The sequence below is a fragment of the Solwaraspora sp. WMMA2059 genome, assembly GCF_027497315.1.
GTDB lineage: Bacteria > Actinomycetota > Actinomycetes > Mycobacteriales > Micromonosporaceae > Micromonospora_E.
In genome coordinates this window covers 5431753-5456149 of record NZ_CP114908.1, presented here as the reverse complement: position 1 = coordinate 5456149, position 24397 = coordinate 5431753, and the positions used below count along the sequence as shown (strand labels likewise).

Sequence of the window (24397 nt, the reverse complement as noted above, 5' to 3'; positions counted from 1 at the left end):
ACCCCGGGGCCGGCCCCGCCGCCGCCGGTCCGGGCCGAAGCCCGGCCCTAGCCCCGGTCGCCGAGCGCCGGCACCGCACCGGGTTTGCCGCCCCGATCCAGGGGTACGCGCCGGGGATGCTGCCCCACTGACCGGGCGGGTCCACCCTCCCGCCCGGCCGAACCGCACGGGAGGTGTCCGATGAGCCAACCCCGCGACCAGATGCAGGAACGCGGCTGGGATCCGATCGGCAGTCTGCAGTCGCTCTGGTCGGAGCTGGGCCGGGTCTTCGGCGGCGACGCCGGCGTACCCGAGGTCGAGCTGCTGGACACCGACGACGGCTGGCGGGTGGTCGCCCGGCTGCCCGGCGTCGCGCCGGAGGAGGTGGCGGTGGAGATCGACGGCGCGGACCTGTGCCTGCGGGGCCGGTCCGAGCAGGAGGTCAACGTCGACAACGGGCTGGCGGACACCGGTTCGACCGAGCGCGGCTTCGAGTACCGGCTGCGCCTGCCCAGCGGGGTGGACGTACACCGGATGGACGCGGTGATGGACCACGGACTGCTCACCGTCACGATGCCCCGGGCCGAGCCGGGCGGCCGCCGGTCGATCACCGTGGGCCGGCCGCAGCACCAGCAGCCGACCGCCGGTTCGGTCGCCGCCCGGTCCGGCCGGGCCGAACAGGTCCGGATCACCACGGACGGCACCGGGACCGTCGCGGAGGAGATCGATCCGGCCGCCGACCGGGAGATGCACCATCCGTACGCGGGTGAGGCGGACCCGCAGCGGCAGCAGGCCAGCACCGCCCGATGACCGCCGACCCGGCCCGGCCGGCCACGCTGGCCCTGACCGTCGACGCTGCCGGCGACCGGCTGGTGCCGGACGTGCACCGGATCGCGGTGCTGCGCGCCAACGCGCTCGGTGACTTCATTTTCGCCGTCCCGGCGTTGACCGCGTTGCGGGCCGCGTACCCGCAGGCGGAGCTGGTGCTGCTCGGCGCGCCCTGGCATGCCCGCTGGCTGGATGCCCGGCCGGTGGCCGACCGGCCGGGCCCGGTGGACCGGGTGCTGGTGGTGCCGGCCGCGGACGGTATCCGGGCGGCGCAGCCCGACGACGAGCCGGTCACGATGACCCAGTTCCTGGACCGGGCCCGGCGTGAGTCGTTCGACCTTGCGGTGCAGTTGCACGGCGGCGGCCGCAACAGCAATCCGCTGGTCGCGGCGCTGGGCGCGCGGGTCACCGCCGGATTGCGGGCGGCCGACGCGCCGCCGCTGGACCACTGGATCCGGTACGTCTACTACCAGCCCGAGGTGTTCCGCTACCTGGAGGTGGCCGGGCTCGTCGGTGCCGAACCGGTGACGCTGCAGCCCACGGTGCCGGTGACCGGCGCCGACCGGGCCGAGGCGGACCGGGTGCTCGGCCCGGCCCGGCGGCCCAGGGTGGTGCTGCACCCGGGGGCCAGCGACCCGCGCCGACGGTGGCCGGCGGACCGGTTCGCAGCGGTCGCCGACGCGCTGACCGACCGTGGTTTCGAGGTGCTGGTGACCGGCACCGGGCCGGAGCGGGACGTGGTCGCCGAGGTCAGCGCGGCGACGGCCCGGCCGGTGCGGACCGTCGTGGACGAGTTGAGCCTGGGCGGCCTGGCCGGGCTGCTGGCCGGCTGCGCGGTCCTGGTCGCCAACGACACCGGCCCGCTGCACCTGGCGGCCGCGGTAGGCGCGCCGACGGTCGGCATCTACTGGATCGGCAACCTGCTCAACGGTGCCCCGCCGGTACGCGGCCGGCACCGCCCGCTGGCCGCGTTCACCATCCACTGCCCGGTGTGCGGGATGGACGTCAGTACGGTCGGCTTCCCGGCCCGGGGCGACGGGCGCGACTGTGGCCATCAGGAGTCGTTCGTGACCGACGTGCCGGTCGCCGAGGTGGTCGACGCGGTGCTGGAGCTGGCTCCTGCGGCGTCCGGCGGCTGGGGGGAGTCAGCCGGCGCCGGCGGCGTGCACCTGGACCGGCGGGGGGAACAACTTCCGGACGTCGTCGGGCAACGGTAGCTGCACCCGGTACAGCACCCCGGCCGGGCAGTAGCCGGCGACGCGGTCCAACGCGGACCGCACACCGTCGCGAACCGTCCGGTCGTCGGCGTCGTACCGGGCGGTCCGGCGGCGGACCCGCCGGACCAGCTCGGCGGCGTCGAACCGCTCCGGCCGGTGCTCCGGGTCCGGGCGGTGGTCCGGGTCCGGACGGGCCGCCATCGCCAGCAGCGGCGGCAGCGCGTCGACCAGCAGCGCCGCCTCGCCGTCGGGCAGCAGTTCGACGAGGGTACGCAGCACCGCCACGTCCAGCTGCCAGATCGTGGTGGTCGGGCGGGCCAGCCGTACCGTCACGGTCCGACCTCCTGCCGCTGATGCCGTGACCCGCTGTCGGCCGCCGCCGGGGCGTACCCGGTCGTGTCCTCCTCGTCGAGCAGCAGCTGCCAGCATTCGACCCGCCGGTCGGTGACCGTGGTCGGTGACTCCAGGTGGAACGCGCCGCTGGGCACGATGCCGGCACCGCCGTAGCGGCTGAGCACCGCCAGCTGGGCGGCGACGTCCTCGCCCTGGTGCTCGACCGGCATCCGGGGCCAGAAGTCGAAACCGCCGGCGGCGACCAGCTTGGCCCGGTCGAACAGCACGCACCCGCCGATCCAGGACACCCGGTACGCCCGCCACTGGCCCTCGCCCAGCTGGAGCCGTTCGGTGACGTGCAGCAGGTTGGCGGCCGAGTGCAGCCGGGCGCGCGACCACTGCGGCGTACCGGGGCGAATCCGTTCCGGCTCCGGCCGGCCGTCCCATTCGACGTACCCGTCGTGGTCCTGCGGCCGTACGTCATCCAGGTAGGACAATCCGTGTACGGCGTTGCCGACGAAGCCACAACGCAGTTCGGTGATCGCGGTGACCAGTCGGTCGATCGTGCCGGGGGCGAGCCAGACGTCGTCGTCGAGCATGAGCACCAGTCGGGCGGTGGAGAGACTGAGCAGGTACGCCCGGTGCTCGGCCAGCCCGCGCCGGGGCAGCCGCCGGGTGAGCAGCACCGGGTGACCGGTGTGCCGCAGCGCCCGCACCATGGTGGCGGCGGCCGGGTCGGCCCACGCCGGCCCGCCGTCGGACTGGTCGCTGACCACCACCCCGAACCCGTCGGGGGCATCTTGCGCGGCGAGCCCGGCGAGGGTGGCGGCCAGCTCGGCGGCTCGGTTGCGGGTCGGGACGAGTACGTCGAGCAGCCGGTTGCGGCGGAACTCGACCGGGTCCCCGGGCGGCAGCGGTCTGCTCATCGGGCTCCTTCCGGGTGTGCTTGGGGTTCCGGGTGCGCTTCGGGTGGGCCGGCCGGCCCGCTGGTCGGGTTGATCGGGGCGGCCGCCGACCGGATCCGTTCGATGACCGCCGTGGTGGACCGGTCCGCGACGTAGCCGAGGATGTGCACCGCCCCGCCGAGCTGGCGGACCAGCGGCGCTTCGGGCACCATGTCCGGCGGGTAGTCGCCGCCCTTGACGTAGACGTCCGGCCGGATCCGCTCGATCAGCCCGGCCGGGGAGTCCTCCTCGAAGACCACCACGTGGTCGACGCTGGTCAGCGCGGCGAGCACGGCGACCCGGTCCTCGGCCGGATTGACCGGCCGGTCCGGCCCTTTCAGCCGCCGCACGCTGTGGTCCGAGTTGACGGCGACGATCAGCAGGTCACCGAGGGCGGCGGCCTCCGCCAGGTAGCCGACGTGCCCGCGGTGCAGCACGTCGAAGCAGCCGTTGGTGAAGACGATCCGGGCTCCGGCGGCACGCTGTACGCGTACCTGCTCGACGAGGTCGGCGGGGTCGGTCCCGGCGGCCGGGGTCGCAGCCGGGGTGGTGACCCGCCGGCCGCCGCTTTCGGCCGCGGCCGGGAACGCCTCGGTCAACGCGTCGGTCAGCGTGTCTCGGTGGCAGACGCAGGTGCCGCAGTCTCCTACGGTCAGCGCGGCGGCGAGCTGGGCCAGCTCGCCGGCGACCGGCAGGGTGGCACCGGCGACCACCGACAGGGTGAGAGCGGCCAGGTAGGTGTCGCCGGCGCCGACCGCCCGGCTGGCCGCGACCGGTTCGGTACGGCAGTGGTGCGTGGCGCCGCTGCGGTCGCCGACGACTGAGCCGTCGGTGTCCAGGGTCACCGCCACCAGGTCCGCCCCGGTTGCGGCGTGCAGCCGGGGCAGCAGCCGCCGGGCGGCGGCGACGCGGTCGCGGTCCGGCGTGGGTTCGCCGACGACCGGTGCGGCCTCGGCGATGCTGGGCGTGATCAGGGTCGGTCGCAGCCCGGACCACCGGGTGAGGTCGTGGGCGTCGAGGGCCACGGTGCCGTACCGGTCCCGGTGCCGGATCAGCCATCGGCGGATCCGGTCGGGCAGCGCGCCGAGCCCGTAGTCGCAGATGACCAGGTCGGGCCGGACCACGTCGGGATTCGCCCCGGTGCCGTCGACATCCGGCTCGGCGGGGCCGAGCCGGATCTCCTCGGTGCTGGCGACGAGCGCGGCGAGCAGCCGTTCGACCTGTTCGGCCGGGAGCGGGCCGGCCGGCCCGCCGTCGTCCTCGCGGAGCAGGATCTGGTCGGCGGCGAGCAGCCGACGTTTCACCGGGGTACGGGTGCCCGGCTGGGCGACCATCCGGTCCTGCCCGCCGGCCCGGTGCAGGCAGCGGGCCACCTGGTCGCCGACCGGGTCGACGCCGATCGGGGCGACCAGCAGCGGGCGGGCGCCGAGCGCGGCGAGGTTGACCGCGGTGTTCGCGGCACCGCCGGCGGCGATCTGGCGCCGGTCCAGGGCGAGCACCGGGGCGGGTGCCTCCCGGCAGAGCCGGGTGGAGGTGGCGAACCGCCATTCGTCGAGCATCGCGTCACCGACGACCAGGACGGGGTGGCCGGACCACTGCGCGACGAGGTCGCCGAGGCCGGTGGGATCGGCGCCGCCGGGCGGTCCGGCAGGGCCGGCCGGCCCGGTGCGGTGCCGCTGGTCGTTGGACGAGGGCCGCATGGGGCAGCGGGTGCCCGGGACGGGCGCGGTCAAACGTGCGGGTCGGTACATGTCGGGGATCACAGATATATCGGTTGGCTTTCCGCTCCGGCATGGCAGAATGCTTGTAGCAAGCAACTATCGGATTGGGTGAGATCGGCGGTGCACACCGACCCGCCGACCGGTCCCGACGCGGAGCTCATCGCCCTCGGCAAGCAGTTCGGCGTCTTCCACCGGTCGGTGCACATGTTCTACCAACGGCTGCGGTTCGACCCGCCGCTGGAGCGGGCGGCGTACACCCTGCTGGTGCGGATCGCCGGCGACCGACCGGCCCGGCTCAGCGTGCTCGCCGACGGCCTCGGCCTGGACCTGTCCACGGTGAGCCGCCAGGTCGCCGCGCTGGAGGCGGCCGGGCTGGCCACCCGTACGCCGGATCCCACCGACCGGCGGGCCAGCGTGATCGCGGCGACCGAGCTCGGCGTGCAGGTCTACACCCGCAACCGGGCGATCTGGGTGGGCGCGATGCGGGACCTGCTGGCCGACTGGTCCCCGGACGAGATGAGCGAGTTCGGGCGGTTGCTGACCCGGCTCAACGAGACGATCACCGCCCGCTACGGGGGGACGGATCCGGCGGATCGCTGTCCGCGGGGGGAAGGGGAAACACCACAATGACGACCACAGAGGAGCGGGTCGCGCCAGCGCTCAGTCGCCGGCAGATCCTGCTGCTGCTGGCCAGCCTGATGACCGGGATGCTGCTGGCCGCGCTCGACCAGACCATCGTCGGGGTGGCGCTGCCCACCATCGTCGGCGAGCTGGGCGGGATCAACCACTACTCGTGGGTGGTCACCGCGTACCTGCTGGCGTCCACCGCGTCGACGCCGCTGTACGGCAAGACCGCCGACCTGATCGGCCGCCGACCGGTGTTCCTGTTCGCGATCGGGATGTTCCTGCTGGGCTCGTTGCTGGCCGGCATGTCGCAGAACATGACCCAGCTGATCGTCACCCGGGGCCTGCAGGGGCTCGGCGCCGGCGGTCTGATGACCCTTGCGTTCACCATTATCTCGGACGTTGTGTCGCCCCGCGACCGCGGGCGCTACCAGGGCCTGTTCGGCGCCGTCTTCGGCCTGGCGTCGGTGGCCGGGCCGCTGGCCGGCGGCTACTTCGCGGAGACGAACTGGCGCTGGATCTTCTACATCAACGTGCCGCTGGCGATCATCGCGATGGTCATCTGCTGGTACGTGATGCGGCTGATCCCGTTCCGGCGGCGGGACCACGCGATCGACTGGCTCGGCGCGACCCTGCTGGTGGCCGGGGTCAGCGCCATCCTGCTGGCGCTGAGCTGGGGTGGCGGCGAGTACGCCTGGGGCTCCCCGGTGATCATCGGACTGTTCGCCGTCGGCGCGGTCCTCGCCGCGATCTTCCTCGTCCAGGAGTCCCGGGTCGCCGAGCCGATCCTGCCGCTGAGGCTGTTCCGGGAACCGACCTTCGCGCTGGCCAACGCCGCCGGCTTCGTGCTCGGTCTGGCCATGTTCGGGTCGATCATCTTCATCCCGCTCTACCTGCAGATCGTCAAGGGCGCCTCACCGACGGCCAGTGGTCTGCTGATGCTGCCGATGATGGCCGGCATCATCGTCACCTCGGTGGCCGCCGGACGGGCGATGACCCGGTACGGCCGGTACAAGTGGTTCCCGGTGGCCGGCTCGGGGGCGCTGGTCGCCGGTGGTCTGCTCTTCACTCAGCTGGAGGTGACCAGCCCGCTCTGGCAGGCGTTCCTGGTGATGGTGGCGGTCGGTGTCGGGCTCGGGCTGTCCATGCAGTCGCTGGTGCTCGCCGTGCAGAACGCGATCCCGCTGCGCGACCTGGGTGCCGGCACCTCCACGGTGACCTTCTTCCGGACGCTCGGCGGCTCGTTCGGGGTCGCGATCCTCGGCGCGGTGCTCAACGCACGGCTGACCGGTGAGCTGGCCGACCGGATGCCCGCCGCGATCGCCCAGCTGCCGCCGGAGCAGGCCGCCGACATCGCCGCCGCCGGCGGCGCGGAGATCTCGATCGACCAGCCGGCGGTGATCCTGGCGCTGCCCGACCCGGTCCGGGACGCCATCCAGTACGCCTTCGTGGAGTCGCTGCACACGGTGTTCCTGGTGACCGGCATGGTCGCGGTTGTCGCCGTGCTGATCACGTTGGTGCTGCCGGACCGGGAGCTGCGCGGCGAGGTCGAGTCGCAGACCACCTCCGCCGACCTCGCCGGATAGCCCGTAGGCGTCCGGGTCTACTTCAACACCAGCTGGCCGGAGTGCTCGAAGGCGGCCAGATCGGTGAGGGTCTCGCCGACGGTGCCGGCCAACGGGGCCGGCATCTCGGCGTGCGCGAAGAACCCGGCGTCGGTGGTCTCGTCGGTGACGGTCAGCAGCTCGCCGGCGAAGCCGTCGACCCGGAAGCAGACCACGAAGAGCTGGTACGTGTCGTCGAACATGTTGGTGAAGGTGTAGTCGGCGCCGGTGTGCATGGCGAACGGGGTGACCCGGGCGGCCCGCAGCCCGGTCTCCTCGTAGACCTCCCGGGCGGCGCAGCCGGCGATCGACTCGCCGAGCTCCATCGCGCCGGCCGGTAGCGCCCACAGCCCGTTGTCCGACCGCCGGATCAGCAGGACCCGGTCGTCGGGGTCGCGGACCACACAGCGGGCACCGACGAACATCAGGGTACGGTCGCCGGCCAGCGCCCGTAGCTGTCCGAGGTACGAATCCGCCCAGGAGATGCTGGCCATGGGTCAACCTTAGGTCAGCCGGGCACCGACGTTCGCGTGGCCGGACGACTGCGACTGCTCAGCGTCCGTTGGCGGGGTGGTCCTGTCCTGTTACGCTTTCACCTGTCAGATAGACATGACACATGAAGGAGAGCGATGACATCGGCCACGCCCTCCGGTGACGATCTGGTCGAGAAGCTGGCGGCGCTGGCCAACCCGCTGCGGCTGCGGATCCTCGGCCGGCTCGCCGCCGGTCGGGACTACGTCAGTCACCTCTCCCGCGAGATCGGCATCAGTCGTCCGCTGTTGCACATGCACCTGCAGCGGCTGGAAGCCGCCGGCCTGATCGTCGGGAGTCTCGAGCTGTCCGAGGACGGAAAAGCCATGAAGTACTACGAGGTTGCCGATTTCACCCTGCACCTGACCCCGTCGACGCTCGCCGCGGCGGCGACCACCCTCACCGGACCGGACCCGTCGGCAGCGGGCCCCGCGCGTAAGGAGAAGTCCTGATGTACGTCTTCGCCGCAGAGGGCGGCAACACCTGGCCAGATGTCGTGTTCATCCTCGGCGTACTGACCCTCGGCGTGTTCCTGATCGTGGTGGTCGTCGCCTCTCTGCACGAGTTCCGCAAGACGAAGCTGCTCGCCAGCCAGGAGGAGGCGATGCGTCAGCTTGTCCGCCGCTACGAGCAACTCGCTGAGAACTCGGTCGACACGCAGCAGCGGGTCGCGGCCGACCTGGCCGAGCTGCGGACCCGGACCAGCGCCATCGAGCAGATTCTGCGGACCGTCGAATGAGCGCCGGTCGGACCACCCCGGTCACCGACACCATGCGGGCGATCGTCCAGGACCGCTACGGGTCCGCCGAGGTGCTGACCGTGCGGCAGCTGCCGTGTCCGTCCATCACGGACAAGGAGCTGTTGGTACGGGTACAGGCCGCCTCGATCAACTACGCCGACCTGGTGTTCGTCACCGGTGAGCCGTACCTCGCCCGGTTGGCCTTCGGCCTGTCCGCCCCGCGGGCGAAGGTGCGCGGGCGCGACGTCGCCGGCGAGGTCGTCGCGGTCGGCGCGGCGGTCTGCGACTTCCGCCCCAGCGACCGGGTGTACGCCGAGATCGACAGCGGCAGCTTCGCCGAGTATGCCGCCGTCCCCGCCGACCGGGCCTGGCGTACCCCGGGGAACGTCACCCCGGTGCAGGCGGCGACGGTGCCGCTCGCCGGGGTCACGGCCTGGCAGGGGTTGCGGGACCACGGCCGGCTCCAGCCCGGTCAACGGGTGCTGGTCAACGGGGCCTCCGGCGGGGTCGGCACCTTCGCGGTGCAGCTCGCCAAGGCGCTCGGTGCCGAGGTCACCGGGGTCTGCCGGGACCGCAACGTCGACCTGGTGCGCTCACTCGGCGCGGACGACGTGATCGACTACACCCGCGAGGACTTCACCCGGTCGGGTCGGCAGTGGGATCTGATCTTCGACGTGGCAGGTCGGCACCGGCTGACCGACTGCCGCCGGGCGTTGACCCCGCGCGGGACGTTGGTCCTGTGTGGCGGTACGGGTAGCCGCTGGTTCGGCCCGGTGGGCCGGCTGCTGCGGTCGAAGGTCTGGGCGCCGTTCGTCAGCCAACGGGTGACCGGGTTCCTGGCCAGGCCGGGGCAGCAGCCGCTGCGGGAGCTGACCGAGCTGATCGAGGCCGGCCGGATGGTCCTCCCGGTGGAGCGGACGTTTCCGCTGGACCGCGCGGCCGAGGCGGTGCGGTACTTCGTCGAGGAGCATCCCCGATCGAAGATCGTGGTCGAGGTGACCCCGGCCGTATCGTGATCGACACACGCTGGTCGGCTCGGGCGTCCCGGCCCGTCCGCCGGGTGCGGGACACCCGGCCGCCGGTGCGCGACACTTGTCGACGACCCGACGGCGGACCGGAGCCGTGCGCGGGGGTGCAGCCGTGAGCGGAGCGGAGGTGGGCGGCGTGCTGGGTCGGCGACGGGCCGTGGTGGTGCTGCTGGCCGCCGTCACAGTGGCCGCCGCCGCGGCATACGCCGGGTCGCGGTCCGCCGGGCCGGCGACGGTACCGCTCGTCGACGGGCGGTCCGCGGCGGTCGTGCCCGTCGAACAGTTGCGGGTGGAGGTGCTGGCCCGCTACCCGCACGACACGGCGGCGTTCACCCAGGGGCTGGAGCTGGTCGGTTCGGACCTGTACGAGGGCACCGGCCAGTACGGCGAGTCCGAGTTGCGGGTCGTCGACCTGGCCAGCGGCACGGTGCGGCGTCGGGTGAGTCTGCCGGACACCGTCTTCGGCGAGGGCATCACCGTGCTGGAGTCGCGGATCTGGCAGATCACCTGGCGGGAGGGTGTCGCGTACGAGCGCGACCGGGAAACCCTCGACGTGCTGCGCGAGGTGACCTACGACGGCGAGGGCTGGGGCATCTGCCACGACGACGCGGCGGACCGGCTGGTGATGAGCGACGGCACCGACCGGCTCACCTATCGCGATCCGGCCACCTTCGACCAGATCGGGTCGGTCACGGTGACCCGCGCCGGTACGCCGGTACGCGACATCAACGAGCTGGAATGCGTCGACGGCCAGGTCTGGGCGAACGTCTGGCGGACCGACGAGATTGTCCGGATCGACCCGGCGAGCGGGCAGGTGGTCGCCGAGGTCGACGCCGGTGGGCTGCTGGCCGGTGCGGAGCGGGCCGGGGTGGACGTGCTCAACGGCATCGCGGCGGTGCCCGGCACCGACGAGTTCCTGATCACCGGCAAGTACTGGCCGGCGCTGTTCCGGGTCCGGTTCGTCCCAGGCTCCTGACTCACAACTCAGCGCCGTCGGCGCGCTCGGAGCCCGTACCCCCTGCTTGACCTGCGGCGGAGCCGTGTTAGCTTGCCGACATGAAAACCGTTACCGTTTCCGCTGGGCTGGCGGTGGTGCTGACGGTCGGCTTGTCCGGCTGTGCCACCGCCAGCCCCGATGTCGATGCCGAGGCCGCTGCGCCCCCGGAAGCCGGTGCCGTCGAGATCACCAACTGCGGCACCACGCTGACCGTGACCGAACCGCCGCGCCGTGCCCTCACCATGGAACAGAACGCCACCGAGATCATGCTCAGCCTCGGGCTGGCCGACCACATGATCGGCACCAGCTACCAGACCGACCCGGTGCTGCCCGAACTGGCCGCCGACTACGCCGACGTGCCGGTACTCGCCGACCTCTACCCCAACCGCGAGGCCGTCCTCGACGCCGCACCCGACTTCGTCTACTCCACCTTCACCTCCGCGTACGGCCCGGACGCCGCCGGCCCGCGCGCGGACCTCGCGGCCCTGGACGTCCCCGCCTACCTGTCCCGGTTCGCCTGCGAGGACCCGGCTACCGGCGAGACCGAGTTCCACTTCGACGGCATCTTCACCGAGATCACCGAGATCGCCACCATCTTCGGCGTCGCCGAGCGGGGCGAGCAGGTCGTCGCCGACCAGCGTGACCGGTTGGCCGCCGCGACCGCGACCGCCGACGCCCCGGCCGGCACCGACCTGCTCTGGTACTACTCCGGCACCGCCACCCCGTACGTCGCCGGAGCCGGCGGCGTGCCCGCCGCCATCAGCGCCGAACTCGGGGTGAGCAACGCCTACGGCGACGCCGAGCAGACCTGGCCGGCCGGCAACTGGGAGGAGATCGCCGCCCGCAACCCCGACGTGATCGTCCTCGCCGACCTGACCCGCGGCGGAGACGGCGACAGCGCCCAGTCGAAGATCGACTTCATGCGGAGCAACCCGACCACCGCCGCACTCGACGCCGTCAAGGCCGGCCGGTTCATCACCGTCCCCGGTTCGTCGATGGACCCGTCCGTACGCAGCGTCACCGCCGTCGAAGCGGTCGCCGCCGCCCTCAAGGAGCTGAACCAGTGACCGACCTGACCACCGAACCCGCACCCGACCTGACACCTGACCCGACCACCGCGCCGCCGCTCGACCCCGCCGAGGCGCGGCGGCTGCTCGACCTGTGGGACACCCAGCAGTCCGCGTACGTCGCCTACCGGGAAAACCGCTTCCAGGTGCTGCTCGACCTGCTCAGCCTGCACCTCGGTGACCGGCCGATCACCGTGCTCGACCTGGCCTGCGGGCCCGGAGCGATCTCCGACCGGGTGCTCGCCGCGCTGCCCCGGGCCCGGTGCGTCGCCGTCGACTACGACCCGGTTCTGCTGCGTATCGCCGCCGGGGCACTCGCCGGTCACGGCGACCGGATCGACGTACGCGACGTCGACCTGGTCGCCGACGACTGGGCCGACCGGCTCGGCGTCGACCAGGTCGACGCGGTGCTCAGCTCCACCGCCCTGCACTGGCTCACCCCGACACAACTGCTCGCCGTCTACACCGCCGCCGCCGGGCTGCTGCGTCCCGGCGGCATCCTGCTCAACGCCGACCACCTGCACTTCGGGCCGGAGCATCCGACGTTGGCGGCGGTCGCACAGCGGCACGACGAACGCACCCAGCAGGCCGGCTTCGCCGCCGGGGCGCTGCGCTACCAGGACTGGCACACCGAAGCGGCCCGGGTACCGGCCCTCGCCGCGCTGGTCGCCGAGCGGCAACGGCGGTTCGCCGACCGCCCGAAGCCGCCCGACGCGCCACTGGAGTTTCACCTCGCCGCGCTGCGTACTGCCGGGTTCACCGAGGTCGGCACGGTCTGGCAGTACCTCGACGACCACGTGGTGTTCGGCCGCCGATGACCCTCACCCCGTCGCGGACGCCGCCGACCACCCGGACCCGGGTACGGGCGGCACGGGGCACCCGTACCCGGGCACCGGTGTTGATCTTCGCCGTCGCCGCGCTGGCGCTCAGCGTCGCCGGGGCGACCACCATCGGCACCGCCGATCTGACCGTCACCGACGTGTTCCGCACCCACGGCGTACACCTCGGGCTGCCGCTGGAGCCGCTACCCGCACTGGCCGACAGCATCGTGTGGAACCTGCGTACGCCCCGGGTGCTGCTCGCCGGGCTGGTCGGCGGCGGCCTGGCGGTCTGCGGCGCGGTGCTGCAGGCGTTGACCCGCAACCCGCTCGCCGACCCGTACCTGCTGGGCATCTCCGCCGGTGCCTCGACCGGCGCGGTGTCGGTGCTGGTCCTCGGGCTCGGCGTCGGCGCCGGTGCGCTCACCGGCGGCGCGTTCGCCGGTGCGGTCGCCGCGTTCCTCGCCACCCTGGCTCTGGCCGGTCGACGGTGGACCGAACCGTCCCGGATCCTGCTCGCCGGGGTCGCCGTCGGCCAGCTGTTCGCCGCCGTCACCAGCCTGATCGTGGTCTCCGCCGCGTCACCGCAGCAGACCCGGGGGGTCACCTTCTGGCTGCTCGGTTCGCTGACCATGGCCGGCTGGTCGACGGTGGCGTTGGCCGCAGCCGTGGCCGCCGGGGCGCTGCTGATCTGCTGGGCGGCCACCCCGGCGCTGGACGCGTTCGCGTTCGGCACCGACGTCGCCCAGTCGCTGGGATTCTCCCCGGTCATCGTGCGGGCGCTGCTGTTCGGCACCACCGCGTTGCTGGCCGCGGTGCTGGTCGCGGCGAGCGGCGCGATCGGCTTCGTCGGGCTGACCGTGCCACACGCCGCCCGGTACCTGGTCGGTTCCCGGCACCGGATCCTGCTGCCCACCTGCGCCGTCATCGGTGCCACCTTCCTGATCTGGGCGGACACCGCCGCCCGGACCGTGTTCACGCCGCAGGAGGTGCCGGTCGGGGTGGTCACCGCGCTGCTCGGGGTGCCCGCGTTCGCGCTGCTCATCCGCCGCCGGCAGGTGCCGGCATGAGACTGCGGGCTGAGAGGATCACCTGGGCGGTACGCGGAAAGCCGCTGCTCGCCGACGTCACCCTCGACGCGCCCGACGGCAACCTGGTCGGGCTGCTCGGCCCGAACGGCTCCGGCAAGTCCAGCCTGCTGCGGGTGCTCGCCGGCCTGCAGCGACCCGACTCCGGCCGGGTGCTGCTCGACGGGGTCGACACCCGGTCCATGCCGCGCCGGGTGCTGGCCCGGCGGCTCGCCGTGGTCACCCAGCATCACGCCTCCGACGCGGACATGTCGGTGCTGGACGTGCTGCTGCTGGCCCGGATCCCGCATCGGCCGCTGCTGGCGGCCAGCTCGGCCGCTGACCTCGCCGCCGCCGAGCAGGCACTGGTCGACGCCGGGTTGGCCGGCTTCGCCGACCGGCGCTGGTCGACGCTGTCCGGCGGGGAGCGGCAGCGGGTCGACATCGCCCGTGCCCTGCTGCAGCAACCGCAGGTGCTGCTGCTCGACGAGCCGACCAACCACCTGGACGTCCGCTACCAGCTGGACCTGCTGGAACGGTTGGCGGCCGGCCCGCCGACGGTGATAGCAGCCCTGCACGACATCAATCTGGCGGCGCGGTTCTGCGATCGGATCGTGCTGCTGAACGGCGGCAGGGTGGTGGCCGCCGGCTCCCCGGCACAGGTGCTCACACCGGCCCGGATCGCCGAGGTCTACGAGGTCCACGCGCAGGTCGACGACGACCCGGACGGCCGTCCGTACGTCCACTTGCGAAGCGTGGTGTGGGGGTGACGCGCATGCCCGACCGATCAAACCGATTCCGCTACCATGCCGCCGATCCGGCTCACGTCTCTGCGGCGTTGGGCCCGGTGCAGACGCCGATCCGAAGGAGCCAACCGAGATGCCTACCCGTCCGCTGATCGTCCGGACCGATGACGTCGAGTTCGAGCCGTGCGTGGTGCGGACTGACTTCTCCGACGAGGCGGCCTGGCAGCAGGTTCTGCGTCGGCTGAACAACGACCCGGTACGTTCCACCGACCTCCCTGCGGCGGCGGTCGTCGACGACCCGGCCTTCGACGGCGCCACTGTCGAGGAGGTCCTGGCTGCGTTCGCGGCGGACGACAGCCCGGCGGTGTTCTTCGTCGCCGATGCTGTGACCATGCGCGGCGAGCAGCCGCTGCTCGCCGTCAAGGTCCCGGACGACGAGGACGACGACGGGTTCGTGGAGCCGACCCGCGACCAGCCGTTTCGGCTGCTCCCTGAGACGGTGCTGAGCGTGCACGGCAACCTGACAGTGGCCAACATGGACTTCGAAGACTACGGTCCAAGCGACGACGATCCGACTACATACGTCTATCGTGGACTGTAGCTGCTGGTCGCTGCGTCGCGCCGCTACCCCATCGACTTTCATTGACAGTCAGGAATCGACCCCGTAGCGTCACAGACCACTCAGCTTGAGGGTCTCGCACGGGGGAGGACCGCATGGCCGTGGGTCGATGGCGCGCGTCGAAAGGCGTACGGCGGCGAGCGGTGGCGGTGGCGGTGGCGGTGGCGACCGCAACGGCACCGCTGACCGCCGCGGCCGTGACCACCGCCGAGTATCCAGGGTTGCGATGAGTCTCATCGGCGCAGTGAGGACCTCCTTCGCCTTTCGCTGTCGTGTGGACATCAGTTTGTAGAACGAAAGGAGCACAGTGTCCAGAATCTGTACGCGGGGGACGTTGATCTTGGCCACGATCACGGCTATGATCGGCGTACTTGTTGTCGCCGCGCCAGCCAACGCCGAGCCGGTCGCCGAAAGCTCGCTGTCCTGGTCTATCGAGCACTGGGACGGTGTAAGCGACCCCACCACCGGGTTCATCACTGAACCCGATGCCCACTTCCAGGTGCTGAGGGACGGCAGTATCCACCGGATTAATGTGACCGCCGGCAATACGTACTGGTCGATTTCGCTTGCCGCGCCGGTCGGGCAGGAACTGCACCCCGGCATTTACCCCAACGCCGAGCGGGCTGGATTCCAGAGCGGACGATCGCCCGGTCTCGACGTCAGCCGTAATGGGAGCGGCTGCAACGAGGTGTACGGCAAGTTCACCATCCACCAAATCGCCTATGACGCCGCCGGGGTGATCACCACGCTGGAGGCGTCGTTCCTGCGACGCTGTTCGCCCGGGGATCCCGCCTGGCGCGGTGACCTGAAGTACCTGGCCACGCCGCTGTCGTTCCAGTGGAAGCTCAGCGACGATCAGCCGGAAACCCCAGAGTCGCACCGCTATCGGGGGGCGACCAGCACCTTCTGGGCGTCGAGCTTCTGGACCAACTCGATCCGCTTCGGCGCTTCCGGTGACCGTATGCAGGATGTTGTCGAACTCTCGCCGCCAGCGGGCGAACGGTTCGAGGTCGGCCGCACCTACCGTCAGGCCCAACCAGTCGGGCAGCAGGATCCAGGACGGCCCGGCTTGTCGGTGGACCGCTTCTATTGCCGGCCGACCACCGGCAACTTCACCATCAACGAACTTGTCTACGACACCGCCGGTCAACCGGTCGCACTGTCGGTGGAGTTTACCTTGAAGTGCACGGAGTTTCCGAGCCCGGAGGAGCCGAACGTACTGAAAGGCATTATCCACTTCCACGCCTGACCAGTCGCGTCCTCCTTTTTCTCGCCGAGCGGGCCCGGTTGATTAGGCTGGGTCCGCTCGGTGGAGGGGGTAGCTTAGGCTCACCCGAGGTGAACGGCCTCGTCCAACATCGGATAGCTGACTTAACTGCCTGAACCTGAGGTTACTAAGTCATCAATATGAGTCATTGAATTAGCGTAGGCAGGAGTCGTCGGGGTCGATGGTGGTGGTGATGCGTCGGCCGATGTCGCGTAGCTGCCGGCACTGGGCCTTCGTCATCGGGTCGAAGACGAGTCGGCGCACCTCGGCGACGTGCCCGGGGGCCGTGGCGACCAGCTTGTCCCAGCCGTCGTCGGTCAGCGTCGCAAGGGTGTAGCGGCCGTCGGTCGGGTCCGGCGTACGGCTGACCCAGCCGCGTTTCTCCAGCCGGGTGACCACCTGCGACAGCCGCGACAACGACCCGTCGGCGATCATGGCGAGCCGGCTCATCCGCATGGTGCGCTCGGGCGTCTCGGACAGTGCGGCCATCACCTGGTACTCGAAGTGGCTGATCCCGGCGTCGCGCTGCAGCTGCCGGTCGAGGGCGCCCGGCAGCCTGGCCAGTACGCCGACGAGGGCGAACCAGGTCTCCAGTTCCTCCTTGTCGAGCCAGTGCGGCTGCTCGGTCGGGGTGGCCATGTCGTCGAGTCTAGCTTCAAGCGTCAAGTGATCACGAGAGCTGCGTCACTTGACGCTTGAAGTCATCGCGGACTAGCCTCGCTTCAAGCTTAAAGCGATCCGACATCGGAGACAGATATGAACATCGTTCTTTGGGTGCTCGCCGGACTGCTCGCCGCAGCGTTTCTCGGCGCGGGGCTGATGAAGGTCAGCCAACCGAGAGAGAAGCTTGTCGAGAAGGGGATGGGCTTCGCCGCCGACTTCCCGATGGGTCTGGTGCGGACCATCGGCGCGCTGGAGATCCTTGCCGCGATCGGCCTGATCCTGCCGGCGGTCACCGGGATCGCCCCGGTGTTCGTGCCGCTGGCCGCCCTCGGCCTGGTCGCGATGATGATCGGCGCCGCGATCGTGCACGCCCGGCGCAAGGAGTACCCGGCGATTCTGCCCAACCTGGTCCTCCTGGCGATGGCCGCCGTCGTCGCCTGGGGCCGATTCGGCCCGTACGCCTTCTGACGCCCGTACGCCTTCTGACCATTCACCACCTCCTGGGGAGACCTGACCATGCCTGAGCTGTTCGAGCCGGTGACCATCGGCAAGTGGAACCTGCCCAACCGGGTCTTCATGGCACCCATGACCCGCAACCGGGCGCAGCCCGACGGGGTACCCAACGAGCACGCCGCCACCTACTACCAGCAGCGGGCCACCGCCGGCCTGATCATCACCGAGGGGGTGCAGCCCAGCGCCGTCGGGCAAGGGCTACCCGAACACCCCCGGCCTGCACACACCCGAGCAGGTCGACGGCTGGCGGCGGATCGCCGACGCGGTGCACGCCGCCGACGGGCGGATCGTCGCCCAGCTGATGCACGCCGGCCGGATCGCCCACCCGGACAACAAGCACGGGCAGGAGACCGTCGCGCCGAGCGCCGTCGCCGCCGACGGCACCATGATCACGGCCACCGGTAGGCAGCCGTACCCGACGCCCCGCGCCCTGACCACCGACGAGCTTCCGCAGGTGGTCGACGAGTTCCGGCAGGCGGCGCGGTCGGCCGTCGACGCCGGCCTCGACGGGGTCGAGCTGCACGGCGCCAACGGCTACCTGCTGCACCAGTTTCTCGCCCCGCCGACCAATCAGCGCACCGACGGGTACGGCGGTTCGCCGGCCGCCCGTGCCCGGTTCGTCGCCGAGACGGTCACCGCCGTCGCCCAGGAGATCGGCCCGGAACGGGTCGGGCTGCGGCTCTCCCCGGCCAACGGCGCCAACGGCCTGGTCGAGGAAGATCCGGCCGAGACCGCCGCCACCTACCGGGCGTTGGTCGACGCGATCGCCCCGCTCGGCCTGGCCTTCCTGCACCTGTCGATCGACCCGGCCGATCCGCTGCTCGCGGACCTGTCGGCCCGGTTCGGCGGCCCGGTCGTGGTCAACACCGGGTTCGCGTCGGTCACCGACCGGGAAACCGCGCAGACCCTGGTACGCGGCGGGAAAGCGGCGGCCGTCGCGGTCGGTCGGCCGTTCATCGCCAACCCCGACCTGGTACGCCGCTGGCGTGAGCAGGCTCCGCTCAACGAGGTCGACCAGGCGACGGTGTACGGCGGTGACGCCCGCGGCTACACCGACTACCCGTTCCTGGACGGCGACGCCGGCACGCCGGGCGACGCCGGATAGGCCGGGCGGCAGCGCCTCGGCCGGGCGGCTCTGTGACGTTCCGCTTTCGCTGCCCTGCGGGTTCAGCGGACACGATGCCCGGGAATCCGGACAGGCCGTGACCGTAGCCTCGTCACCCGCCGCCGGCCCCGGCACCGTGATCGGTATGACCTCGAATCTGCTGCACCGCTGGCCGAGCGCGCTCGGCCTGGGGTGTGCCGTACTGGTGCTGGTGGCCGGGGCCGGGCGTGAGGTCCTGGCGATCGTGCTCGGTGTCGCCGTGCTCTGCTACCTCACCGCCGCCGCGACCCAGCGGCGCTGGATGGCCTGGGTCGGCATCGCCGCCGGCTCGCTGGTGGTCGCGGCGAGTGAGCTGGCCGGCCTGCCGTGGTGGGCCGGCCTCGGCGTCGTCGCTGTGGCGCTGGTAGCTGGCGGCCTGGTCGGCGGCGTACCGAGGGTGCCGCTCACCGCGCAGACGGTCGCGCTGCTCGGCTACGGCGGGCTGGCGGTCACTGCGGTGCTGGTCGTGCCGGCGGTCGGGATGGTGCTGGCCGGGCTGGCGTTGGCCGCACACGGTGTCTGGGACGTCATCCACCACCGGCGTGACGAGGTGGTGCCCAGGTCGCTGGCCGAGTTCTGCGTTCTGCTGGACGTTCCGTTAGGACTCGGCTTCCTGGCCCTCGCCGCGACCGGCACCGTTTCCGGCTGACCCGGCTGACCCGGCTGACCCGGCTGACTCGGCTGACCCGGGTGGGTCGTCCGCCGCGCGGGCGAGGCTGCTGCGGTACGCGGCCCGGTAACCGGACGGGGTGATGCCGTATCGGTCCATGAAGGACTGACGAAGTGCGTCGGTGGAGCCGAAGCCGCACCGGGCGGTGATCGCGGTCAGCGGTAGCCGGCTGGTGACCAGCAGGTGGGCCGCCGCCTCGGTCCGTACGCCTCGGACGAAGCTGGCCGGGTTCTGCCCCAGGTGGGCGACGAACAGCCGGGTGAGGTGACGTTCGCTGACCGCCGCCCGGGCGGCGAGCGCCGGCACGCTCAGGTCGGCGTGGGGCGCGTCCCGGATCGCCCGGACCAGGTCGCGGACCAGGCTGTGCTCGGGGACCGGGGCGGCCAGGAACATGCTGACCTGGGCCTGGTTGGCCGGTCGTTGCAGGTAGGTGACCAGTGCGCGGGCGACGTGGCGGGCCAGCTCCGCGCCGTGGTCCTCCTCGACGAAGGCCAGAGCGAGATCGAGGGCGCTGGTGACACCGGCCGCCGTGGTCACCACGCCGTCGCGGATCCACAGCGGACGGGCGTCCACCCGTACGGCGGGGTGGCGGGCGGAGAGCTGGTCGGCGTACATCCAGTGGGTGGTGGCCCGCCGCCCGTCCAGCAGCCCGGCGGCGGCCAGCACCGACGCGCCGGTGCAGACCGAGGCGACCCGGCGGGACTCCCGGGCCAGCCGCCGTACGTGGGCGACCAGCCGGGAGTCCCCGGCGGCGGCGAGATGCCCCTCCCCGCCCGACACGATGACCGAGTCGAGCGGGCCGTGAAGCCGTTCGAGCGCGGCCTGGGCGTGCAGCGTCAACCCGGACTGGCAGCTGATCGGCCGCCCTGCCGGGGCGGCGACCACCAGCTCGTACGGCGGGTCTGCGCCCCGGTTGGCATAGTCGAACGTCGTCGTCAGGCAGGCGATATCCAGCAACTCGGCGTCCGGGTAGCCGATCACGGCCACCACCCGGGGCGGGGCAGCGCGGTGGCGGGTCACCTCACCAGCGTGCCGCACACCGCCCAGGGTGGTTCCGAGCCGTCACCCGGGCGGGCCGACGGTGACCGTTGCTGTGGCCGGCAGACACGAGCCGGTGTCGGCCGTCGCCCTGACCTGGGCTACGGCTCCGGCGCTGCCGGGTGCGGCGGTGATGGTGACCGGGTGTTCCGTGCTGCCGGGCCGGGTGACCGTCGGGGTGACGCTGACTCCGGGGTCGCCGGTCACCGTCAGGTGCAGCGCCGGGGTGGCGGCGCAGACGGTCACGAACGTCATGGTCGCTGAGCCACCGGCCGGCACCTCCACCTGCGACGGACAGGCGATCACCATCAGCGCCGGTGGCGGCGCGGCCTGGCTGAAGGTGATCGTCGCCGAGTCGGCGGTGTCCGCCGGCGAGACGGTGACGACCCGAGCGAAGGCGGTGTGCCGTGGGAAGCCGTCACTGGTGTCGCCGTCGCGCAGCGCCGGGTGGTCGGGTGGAATGTCGATGCCGTACGGGGCCGTCGTGTCGCTGCCGACGAGCTGGTCGTTGATGTGGAACTCGACCCGTTCGATCGTCCCGGTCTTGGTGCTGGCGTCGGCGGTCATCCGGATGGCGCAGACTGACACCAGGTAGCTGTTGTGGACCGGACTGGTCAGCGTCACCTCGGGTGCCGGCCCCGGCCCGGGTTGGTTGCCGTCGCACGGGTCGCCGTTGATGGTGCAGCCCGGATCCTGCGGTCGGTCGCCGGTCCAGGCACCGACGTATCCGATCTCGACCGATCTGCCGGCGGCGATGACGTTGTTCCACGTCGTCGGAGCGGCAGTGAGGGTTTTGCCGTCCAGGGTCCAGTTGGCGTTCCAGCCCTGCTGGACCGTTTCGCCGGCCGGCAGCGTCAGGACCAGTTTCCAGCCGGTGACCGCCGTGGCGCAGGTGTTGGTGATGGTGATGTCGCGGAAGACGCCACCGCTGTCCGGGCCGTTGTTCCAGTAGCTGCTCTCGATTGTCACCGTCAGGCATCTGGCACTGGTGGCGGCCCCGGCGGTCGTGCCGGCCGCGTGTGCCGGGGCGCTGGCCGCCGTCGTACCGCTGGTGGCGAGAAGCATCGCGGCGGCGACGCCGGCCGCGGCCCGCCACCACGCGGCCCGCCACCACGAGGTCCGTCGGCGGCTGCGGGGCACTTCATCGGTACGGTGACGCGTCGGTGGGGTGGACGACAACGACATGGGGGCTGGTCTCCCTTGATCCCAGGAACCCGTGCCGACCTAGCTGGGCCGGCAGGACGGACGGTCCCACAGTTGTCCGCCGGCCCAGGCCACTGTAGGCACCCTCATCGTTACATCAGTGACTGTCAATGTACAACGGGTGTGACGGCGCGCTGGGTATGGCCGCCCGGTGCCTGCCCCGAGCGTCGGGAACGTGGCTTACGCGGTATCTGCTCCCTATCTGACGGGACTCCGCGTCACTGACCGTCAACGGTGCAGAGTGGTGCCCACTCCGCTTATGTCGAGGTGAGGCTGACGCACGTCAAACCGCGGAGTAACGTGCGTCAGCCTCACCTCGACGCGAAGGTCCGATGTTGACCGCCCGTCCTGGCATCGGTAGCCACTGAGAGTGAAAGTGAAGCCGGGTAGGTAAGCCTGAGTTCGGCGTGCGGGTCTGACGAGGGCGGCGGTCTCGGTCGTAGTCCGAGCGCGGTGATCGGAAGCGCCTGATGTTGGATCAGGGCTGGCTCCCGTAGGACTCTTCCACTCTCAGCTGAGCGTCGAGGCCGTGCTCCTCGGCGTACGCGATGGCCCGCGCAAAGACTGCTTCCAGCTCGTCTGTGCCGATCTTGGCTGGGGCGAGAAGATACTGGATGACCTCCATCACCGACTCCGCCGCCACATCCGGCGGGATCTCCTCCCGGCGCTTCGCGTCCACCACGGAGGTGATCATCCCCTCGGCCGCCCGCGCATCGACCGACGTGCTCGCGGGAAGGGCGGTGCGAAGCTCCGCGACGAAGCGGATGATCTCGCTGCGGCTGGCACCCTCCGGGTACTGCCGTTGCACGGCGAGGACGAACAAGGAGGTGAAGAGTGCTGCCGCCCCGAGCTGGTCCTCGGGCGGAACATCTTCCTGGGCGGACGGCCTGTCTGCGTCGTGGTCGAGGGCGAGCAACGCCCGTACCAGGGCAACCGCCCCTGGACTAATCTTCTTCACTCCACTCCTCCGCGAGCTGGTCGACCTCAGCGAGGAAGCGGTCCAACTTGTCTGCTGGTGCGTCCGAGAGTAGATGCCACAGCACGACGAGTTCGGTTTCAAGTAGTGCGCCCTGCTCAGCGTCCTCAACGTCGCCGGTTTCGCCGGTCAGAGCCGAGATCAGCATTTTCTCGGCCAGCTCCGGATCAAGATTCAGCGTGGTCTCCGCGAACTTGCTGCGAACCTCGGCGACCAGGCGAATAACCTCGCCCCTGGTTGTCCGGTCCCCGAGTCGCTCGCGTGCAGCGAGGAAAAACGCTGCTCCGAGCACAAGCCCGAGCTCCTGCCACCCTGCTTCGTCAAGCTGCCGGCAGCGCTCCCGATAGGCAGCTGGGTCGCCGTGGGTAAGCTCCCGGAGGAGTTCCAGGTACGGCTCGCGGTCAGTCGTCAATGTTCCGCCTCCGAGACTTCCTATCGTCGAGCTTCTTCAGGATAAGGGCAAGCGTTGCCGCGAGTACAATTGCGGCGGACTCGGCGGATTCAGCGTAACCGGGGCTTTGGTTGGAGGGCCCGGGCGTCGAGGGATGTTGTACCGTGGATGTGGTTCCCTTCGGTCCAAGCTGGGTTATCGCATCCGTTATCTTTCCGGTCACGTCGCCGGCGGTCTCGGCATTCTCAACACTCTTCTTGGCGATTCGTCGGTGCCAGCTCTTCGGGCGTGCGGTGCTGGCGACGATCTCCTCGCCGGAGGGCAGGCTGGTATCCGGGTTGGCTCGGCCGACGGGCATCGAGCCGGGCATGATGTGGTTGCCGTACCTGGAGAACGCCTCTGCCGACTTGGCGAGCAGGTTGCCGAGTCGGCCGGCCTTGGCCGCCGCCATCGCGGCATCGTCGACGGCACCCCGGATCTCACTGTGGTCGGACCCGGTGCCGGCTTCGTCGAGGTGCCGGTGCGCCTGGGCCAGGTCCGCTTGGGCGCGAGTAGCTCCTGCGGCGGCTTGGTCCAGTCGCTCGACGGCGGTACGGAGCTGTGCGACCACGTCAGCCAGGGTCACCCGAGTTCCCTCCGGTACACCCGGGCATGCTCGACACACGCATCGATCCGACGGATGGTCAGCTCAACCTCCCTGATCGCTGCCTTGAAGTGCTCCCGGCCTTCGTTGACGCAGTCGTGCTGGCTGTCGTGTACGGTGCGCAGCGCCAGGTCACCCGCTTCCGCCGCGACTTCCGCAAGCTGCTCGATGAGCTTCTTGGCCTCCTCGGCGGCTTCGATGGCCAGCCCGATACGCACCTTGACATCGTTGACCGACATGTAGGCATCCGTCCAGACGAGGGTGACGCAATCCGCGACGTGTTGCGCCTTCCGGTGATGTGGAGGCTACCGTCTGTCCGCTACGGGGACGGTCTACTGGTAGACACAGTGGATCAGTGGCGGTGCTTGGTCGGCTGCTTGGTGAGATGTCTGGACTGCGTCGTATGTGTGCCGCGTTGCCGGGACGCTCTTCGCCGACGGTGACGGTCGGTCGGTCGTTGTCCACTCCGCTCGCCGCGAGTTGAAGCTGATGTACGTCAACCCGGCGGGATAACGTGCGTCAGCTTCAACTCGAGACCGAGGGTGCGGTGTTTGGCCGTCCGTGTCGGCGTTGGTGGTCACTGAGGGCGAGAGTGGAGTCGGGTGGGCGAGTCTGACCAGGGCGGTTCGCCCTGGCCGGGGTTGGCGTCGGGCTAGCCGGTCGAGTGGTCGGCAACGTAGGTGCCGCGGCCTGGCTGGCCGATGATCAGGTCACGTTCGTGGAGCAGCGACAGCGCTCGGTAGGCCGTGCCCTTGCTGACGCCGTACTTGTCGGCGAGCTCGGCAGTGGATGGGAGTTTGTCTCCGGGCGCGAGTGCACCGGACTTGATCATCTCGGTGATGTCGGCGGCCATGCGCCGGAACGGTGGTTGGGCTGTAGGCATGTGAGGTGTCTCCAGTTGGTTCGGCACCTCCGATCATGCCGGACTTACTTTAGTTACTGCAATAGCTCGGCAAGCTTCAACAAGTCAGGGGTAAACCTGGCCTAGTTACTAAGGTAGGTCGAGCCGTGGTCGTCTCCGGTTGGT

Annotated in this window: 30 protein-coding genes and 1 pseudogene; 19 read left to right on the top strand and 12 right to left on the bottom strand. The window is 71.0% G+C overall.

The features are described 5' to 3' along the window. Positions 1-180 precede the first annotated feature (180 nt). On the top strand, positions 181-789 hold the full coding sequence (locus tag O7553_RS25015; RefSeq protein WP_281552049.1) for an Hsp20/alpha crystallin family protein: 609 nt from the start codon (positions 181-183) through the stop codon (positions 787-789). Then, complete coding sequence (locus tag O7553_RS25010; RefSeq protein WP_281552048.1) at positions 786-2024, top strand: glycosyltransferase family 9 protein; 1239 nt, start codon at positions 786-788, stop codon at positions 2022-2024. Before O7553_RS25015 ends, O7553_RS25010 begins: the two co-directional genes overlap by 4 nt. Here the strand turns inward: O7553_RS25010 and O7553_RS25005 are convergent. From O7553_RS25005 to rfaE2, 3 genes are read right to left on the bottom strand one after another with little or no spacing between them, the layout of a single operon-like run. Next, positions 1953-2357 carry a DUF2267 domain-containing protein gene (locus O7553_RS25005; RefSeq protein ID WP_281552047.1) on the bottom strand — a complete coding sequence of 135 codons (405 nt, stop codon included), beginning with the start codon at positions 2355-2357 and terminating at the stop codon, positions 1953-1955. The two genes, O7553_RS25010 and O7553_RS25005, sit on opposite strands and share 72 nt — an antisense overlap. Beyond that, complete coding sequence (locus O7553_RS25000) at positions 2354-3283, bottom strand: glycosyltransferase family A protein (RefSeq protein WP_281552046.1); 930 nt, start codon at positions 3281-3283, stop codon at positions 2354-2356. The genes O7553_RS25005 and O7553_RS25000 overlap by 4 nt, the downstream gene beginning before the upstream one ends. Beyond that, positions 3280-5001: a D-glycero-beta-D-manno-heptose 1-phosphate adenylyltransferase gene (gene rfaE2, locus O7553_RS24995; protein WP_281552045.1), complete on the bottom strand. Its 1722-nt coding sequence runs from the start codon at positions 4999-5001 to the stop codon at positions 3280-3282. The genes O7553_RS25000 and rfaE2 overlap by 4 nt, the downstream gene beginning before the upstream one ends. Positions 5002-5130: 129 nt before the next feature. Here rfaE2 and O7553_RS24990 point away from each other — a divergent pair, with 129 nt between their 5' ends. Both O7553_RS24990 and O7553_RS24985 read left to right on the top strand, forming a co-directional pair. Then, positions 5131-5652, top strand: a complete 522-nt coding sequence (locus O7553_RS24990) for a MarR family winged helix-turn-helix transcriptional regulator (RefSeq protein WP_281552044.1) — start codon at positions 5131-5133, stop codon at positions 5650-5652. Continuing rightward, on the top strand, positions 5649-7232 hold the full coding sequence (locus tag O7553_RS24985) for an MDR family MFS transporter (protein ID WP_281552043.1): 1584 nt from the start codon (positions 5649-5651) through the stop codon (positions 7230-7232). Before O7553_RS24990 ends, O7553_RS24985 begins: the two co-directional genes overlap by 4 nt. A gap of 17 nt (positions 7233-7249) precedes the next feature. Here O7553_RS24985 and O7553_RS24980 read toward each other — a convergent pair whose 3' ends face one another. Next, positions 7250-7744, bottom strand: coding sequence for an NUDIX domain-containing protein (locus tag O7553_RS24980; protein WP_281552042.1), 495 nt, complete (start codon positions 7742-7744; stop codon positions 7250-7252). A 135-nt stretch (positions 7745-7879) separates the two neighbouring features. Here O7553_RS24980 and O7553_RS24975 point away from each other — a divergent pair, with 135 nt between their 5' ends. The 11 genes from O7553_RS24975 (at position 7880) to O7553_RS24925 (ending at position 16111) form a co-directional block, all read left to right on the top strand. Further along, positions 7880-8233 (top strand): winged helix-turn-helix domain-containing protein, encoded by a 354-nt coding sequence (locus O7553_RS24975; protein WP_281552041.1) that lies wholly within the window; start codon positions 7880-7882, stop codon positions 8231-8233. Continuing rightward, positions 8233-8520 carry a hypothetical protein gene (locus tag O7553_RS24970; RefSeq protein ID WP_278173392.1) on the top strand — a complete coding sequence of 96 codons (288 nt, stop codon included), beginning with the start codon at positions 8233-8235 and terminating at the stop codon, positions 8518-8520. Before O7553_RS24975 ends, O7553_RS24970 begins: the two co-directional genes overlap by 1 nt. Before the next feature lie 32 nt (positions 8521-8552). After that, a complete protein-coding gene (locus O7553_RS24965) occupies positions 8553-9536 on the top strand; it encodes an NAD(P)-dependent alcohol dehydrogenase (RefSeq protein WP_281555743.1) in 984 nt (327 codons plus the stop codon). Between the two features lie 124 nt (positions 9537-9660). Further along, entirely contained in the window at positions 9661-10524 is an 864-nt protein-coding gene (locus O7553_RS24960; RefSeq protein ID WP_281552040.1) for a glutaminyl-peptide cyclotransferase, read from the top strand. Between the two features lie 80 nt (positions 10525-10604). Next, positions 10605-11612 carry an ABC transporter substrate-binding protein gene (locus O7553_RS24955; RefSeq protein WP_281552039.1) on the top strand — a complete coding sequence of 336 codons (1008 nt, stop codon included), beginning with the start codon at positions 10605-10607 and terminating at the stop codon, positions 11610-11612. Further along, positions 11609-12430, top strand: coding sequence for a class I SAM-dependent methyltransferase (locus O7553_RS24950; RefSeq protein WP_281552038.1), 822 nt, complete (start codon positions 11609-11611; stop codon positions 12428-12430). The genes O7553_RS24955 and O7553_RS24950 overlap by 4 nt, the downstream gene beginning before the upstream one ends. Then, a complete protein-coding gene (locus O7553_RS24945; protein WP_281552037.1) occupies positions 12427-13500 on the top strand; it encodes an iron chelate uptake ABC transporter family permease subunit in 1074 nt (357 codons plus the stop codon). Before O7553_RS24950 ends, O7553_RS24945 begins: the two co-directional genes overlap by 4 nt. Then, positions 13497-14267, top strand: coding sequence for an ABC transporter ATP-binding protein (locus tag O7553_RS24940; protein ID WP_281552036.1), 771 nt, complete (start codon positions 13497-13499; stop codon positions 14265-14267). Before O7553_RS24945 ends, O7553_RS24940 begins: the two co-directional genes overlap by 4 nt. A gap of 109 nt (positions 14268-14376) precedes the next feature. Then, complete coding sequence (locus O7553_RS24935; protein ID WP_281552035.1) at positions 14377-14844, top strand: hypothetical protein; 468 nt, start codon at positions 14377-14379, stop codon at positions 14842-14844. A gap of 113 nt (positions 14845-14957) precedes the next feature. Beyond that, positions 14958-15092, top strand: a complete 135-nt coding sequence (locus O7553_RS24930) for a hypothetical protein (protein WP_281552034.1) — start codon at positions 14958-14960, stop codon at positions 15090-15092. 128 nt (positions 15093-15220) lie between these two features. Further along, complete coding sequence (locus O7553_RS24925; RefSeq protein ID WP_281552033.1) at positions 15221-16111, top strand: hypothetical protein; 891 nt, start codon at positions 15221-15223, stop codon at positions 16109-16111. A gap of 171 nt (positions 16112-16282) precedes the next feature. Here O7553_RS24925 and O7553_RS24920 read toward each other — a convergent pair whose 3' ends face one another. Further along, positions 16283-16768, bottom strand: coding sequence for a MarR family transcriptional regulator (locus tag O7553_RS24920; protein WP_281552032.1), 486 nt, complete (start codon positions 16766-16768; stop codon positions 16283-16285). Positions 16769-16885: 117 nt separating this feature from the next. Here O7553_RS24920 and O7553_RS24915 point away from each other — a divergent pair, with 117 nt between their 5' ends. From O7553_RS24915 to O7553_RS24900, 4 genes and pseudogenes are all read left to right on the top strand, one after another. Further along, a complete protein-coding gene (locus O7553_RS24915) occupies positions 16886-17260 on the top strand; it encodes a DoxX family protein (RefSeq protein ID WP_281552031.1) in 375 nt (124 codons plus the stop codon). A 48-nt stretch (positions 17261-17308) separates the two neighbouring features. After that, positions 17309-17461: pseudogene (locus O7553_RS30235) on the top strand (alkene reductase); the annotation flags it as partial. A gap of 61 nt (positions 17462-17522) precedes the next feature. Then, positions 17523-18410: an alkene reductase gene (locus O7553_RS24905; RefSeq protein ID WP_281555742.1), complete on the top strand. Its 888-nt coding sequence runs from the start codon at positions 17523-17525 to the stop codon at positions 18408-18410. A gap of 145 nt (positions 18411-18555) precedes the next feature. Continuing rightward, a complete protein-coding gene (locus O7553_RS24900) occupies positions 18556-19098 on the top strand; it encodes a hypothetical protein (RefSeq protein ID WP_281552030.1) in 543 nt (180 codons plus the stop codon). On the opposite strand, the gene O7553_RS24895 is transcribed toward O7553_RS24900, so the two are convergent. From O7553_RS24895 to O7553_RS24865, 7 genes are all read right to left on the bottom strand, one after another. Next, on the bottom strand, positions 19048-20139 hold the full coding sequence (locus O7553_RS24895) for a DJ-1/PfpI family protein (RefSeq protein WP_281552029.1): 1092 nt from the start codon (positions 20137-20139) through the stop codon (positions 19048-19050). The two genes, O7553_RS24900 and O7553_RS24895, sit on opposite strands and share 51 nt — an antisense overlap. A gap of 42 nt (positions 20140-20181) precedes the next feature. Further along, the gene (locus tag O7553_RS24890; protein WP_281552028.1) at positions 20182-21297 is read right to left on the bottom strand and encodes a cellulose binding domain-containing protein; all 1116 of its coding nucleotides are present in this window, start codon (positions 21295-21297) and stop codon (positions 20182-20184) included. 541 nt (positions 21298-21838) lie between these two features. Beyond that, positions 21839-22276, bottom strand: a complete 438-nt coding sequence (locus O7553_RS24885) for a hypothetical protein (protein WP_281552027.1) — start codon at positions 22274-22276, stop codon at positions 21839-21841. Between the two features lie 28 nt (positions 22277-22304). Next, a complete protein-coding gene (locus O7553_RS24880) occupies positions 22305-22748 on the bottom strand; it encodes a hypothetical protein (RefSeq protein WP_281552026.1) in 444 nt (147 codons plus the stop codon). Then, positions 22738-23352 carry a hypothetical protein gene (locus O7553_RS24875; RefSeq protein ID WP_281552025.1) on the bottom strand — a complete coding sequence of 205 codons (615 nt, stop codon included), beginning with the start codon at positions 23350-23352 and terminating at the stop codon, positions 22738-22740. Before O7553_RS24875 ends, O7553_RS24880 begins: the two co-directional genes overlap by 11 nt. Continuing rightward, complete coding sequence (locus O7553_RS24870) at positions 23349-23609, bottom strand: hypothetical protein (RefSeq protein ID WP_281552024.1); 261 nt, start codon at positions 23607-23609, stop codon at positions 23349-23351. The genes O7553_RS24875 and O7553_RS24870 overlap by 4 nt, the downstream gene beginning before the upstream one ends. Before the next feature lie 413 nt (positions 23610-24022). Further along, positions 24023-24253 (bottom strand): GntR family transcriptional regulator, encoded by a 231-nt coding sequence (locus tag O7553_RS24865; RefSeq protein WP_281552023.1) that lies wholly within the window; start codon positions 24251-24253, stop codon positions 24023-24025. Positions 24254-24397: the final 144 nt, after the last annotated feature.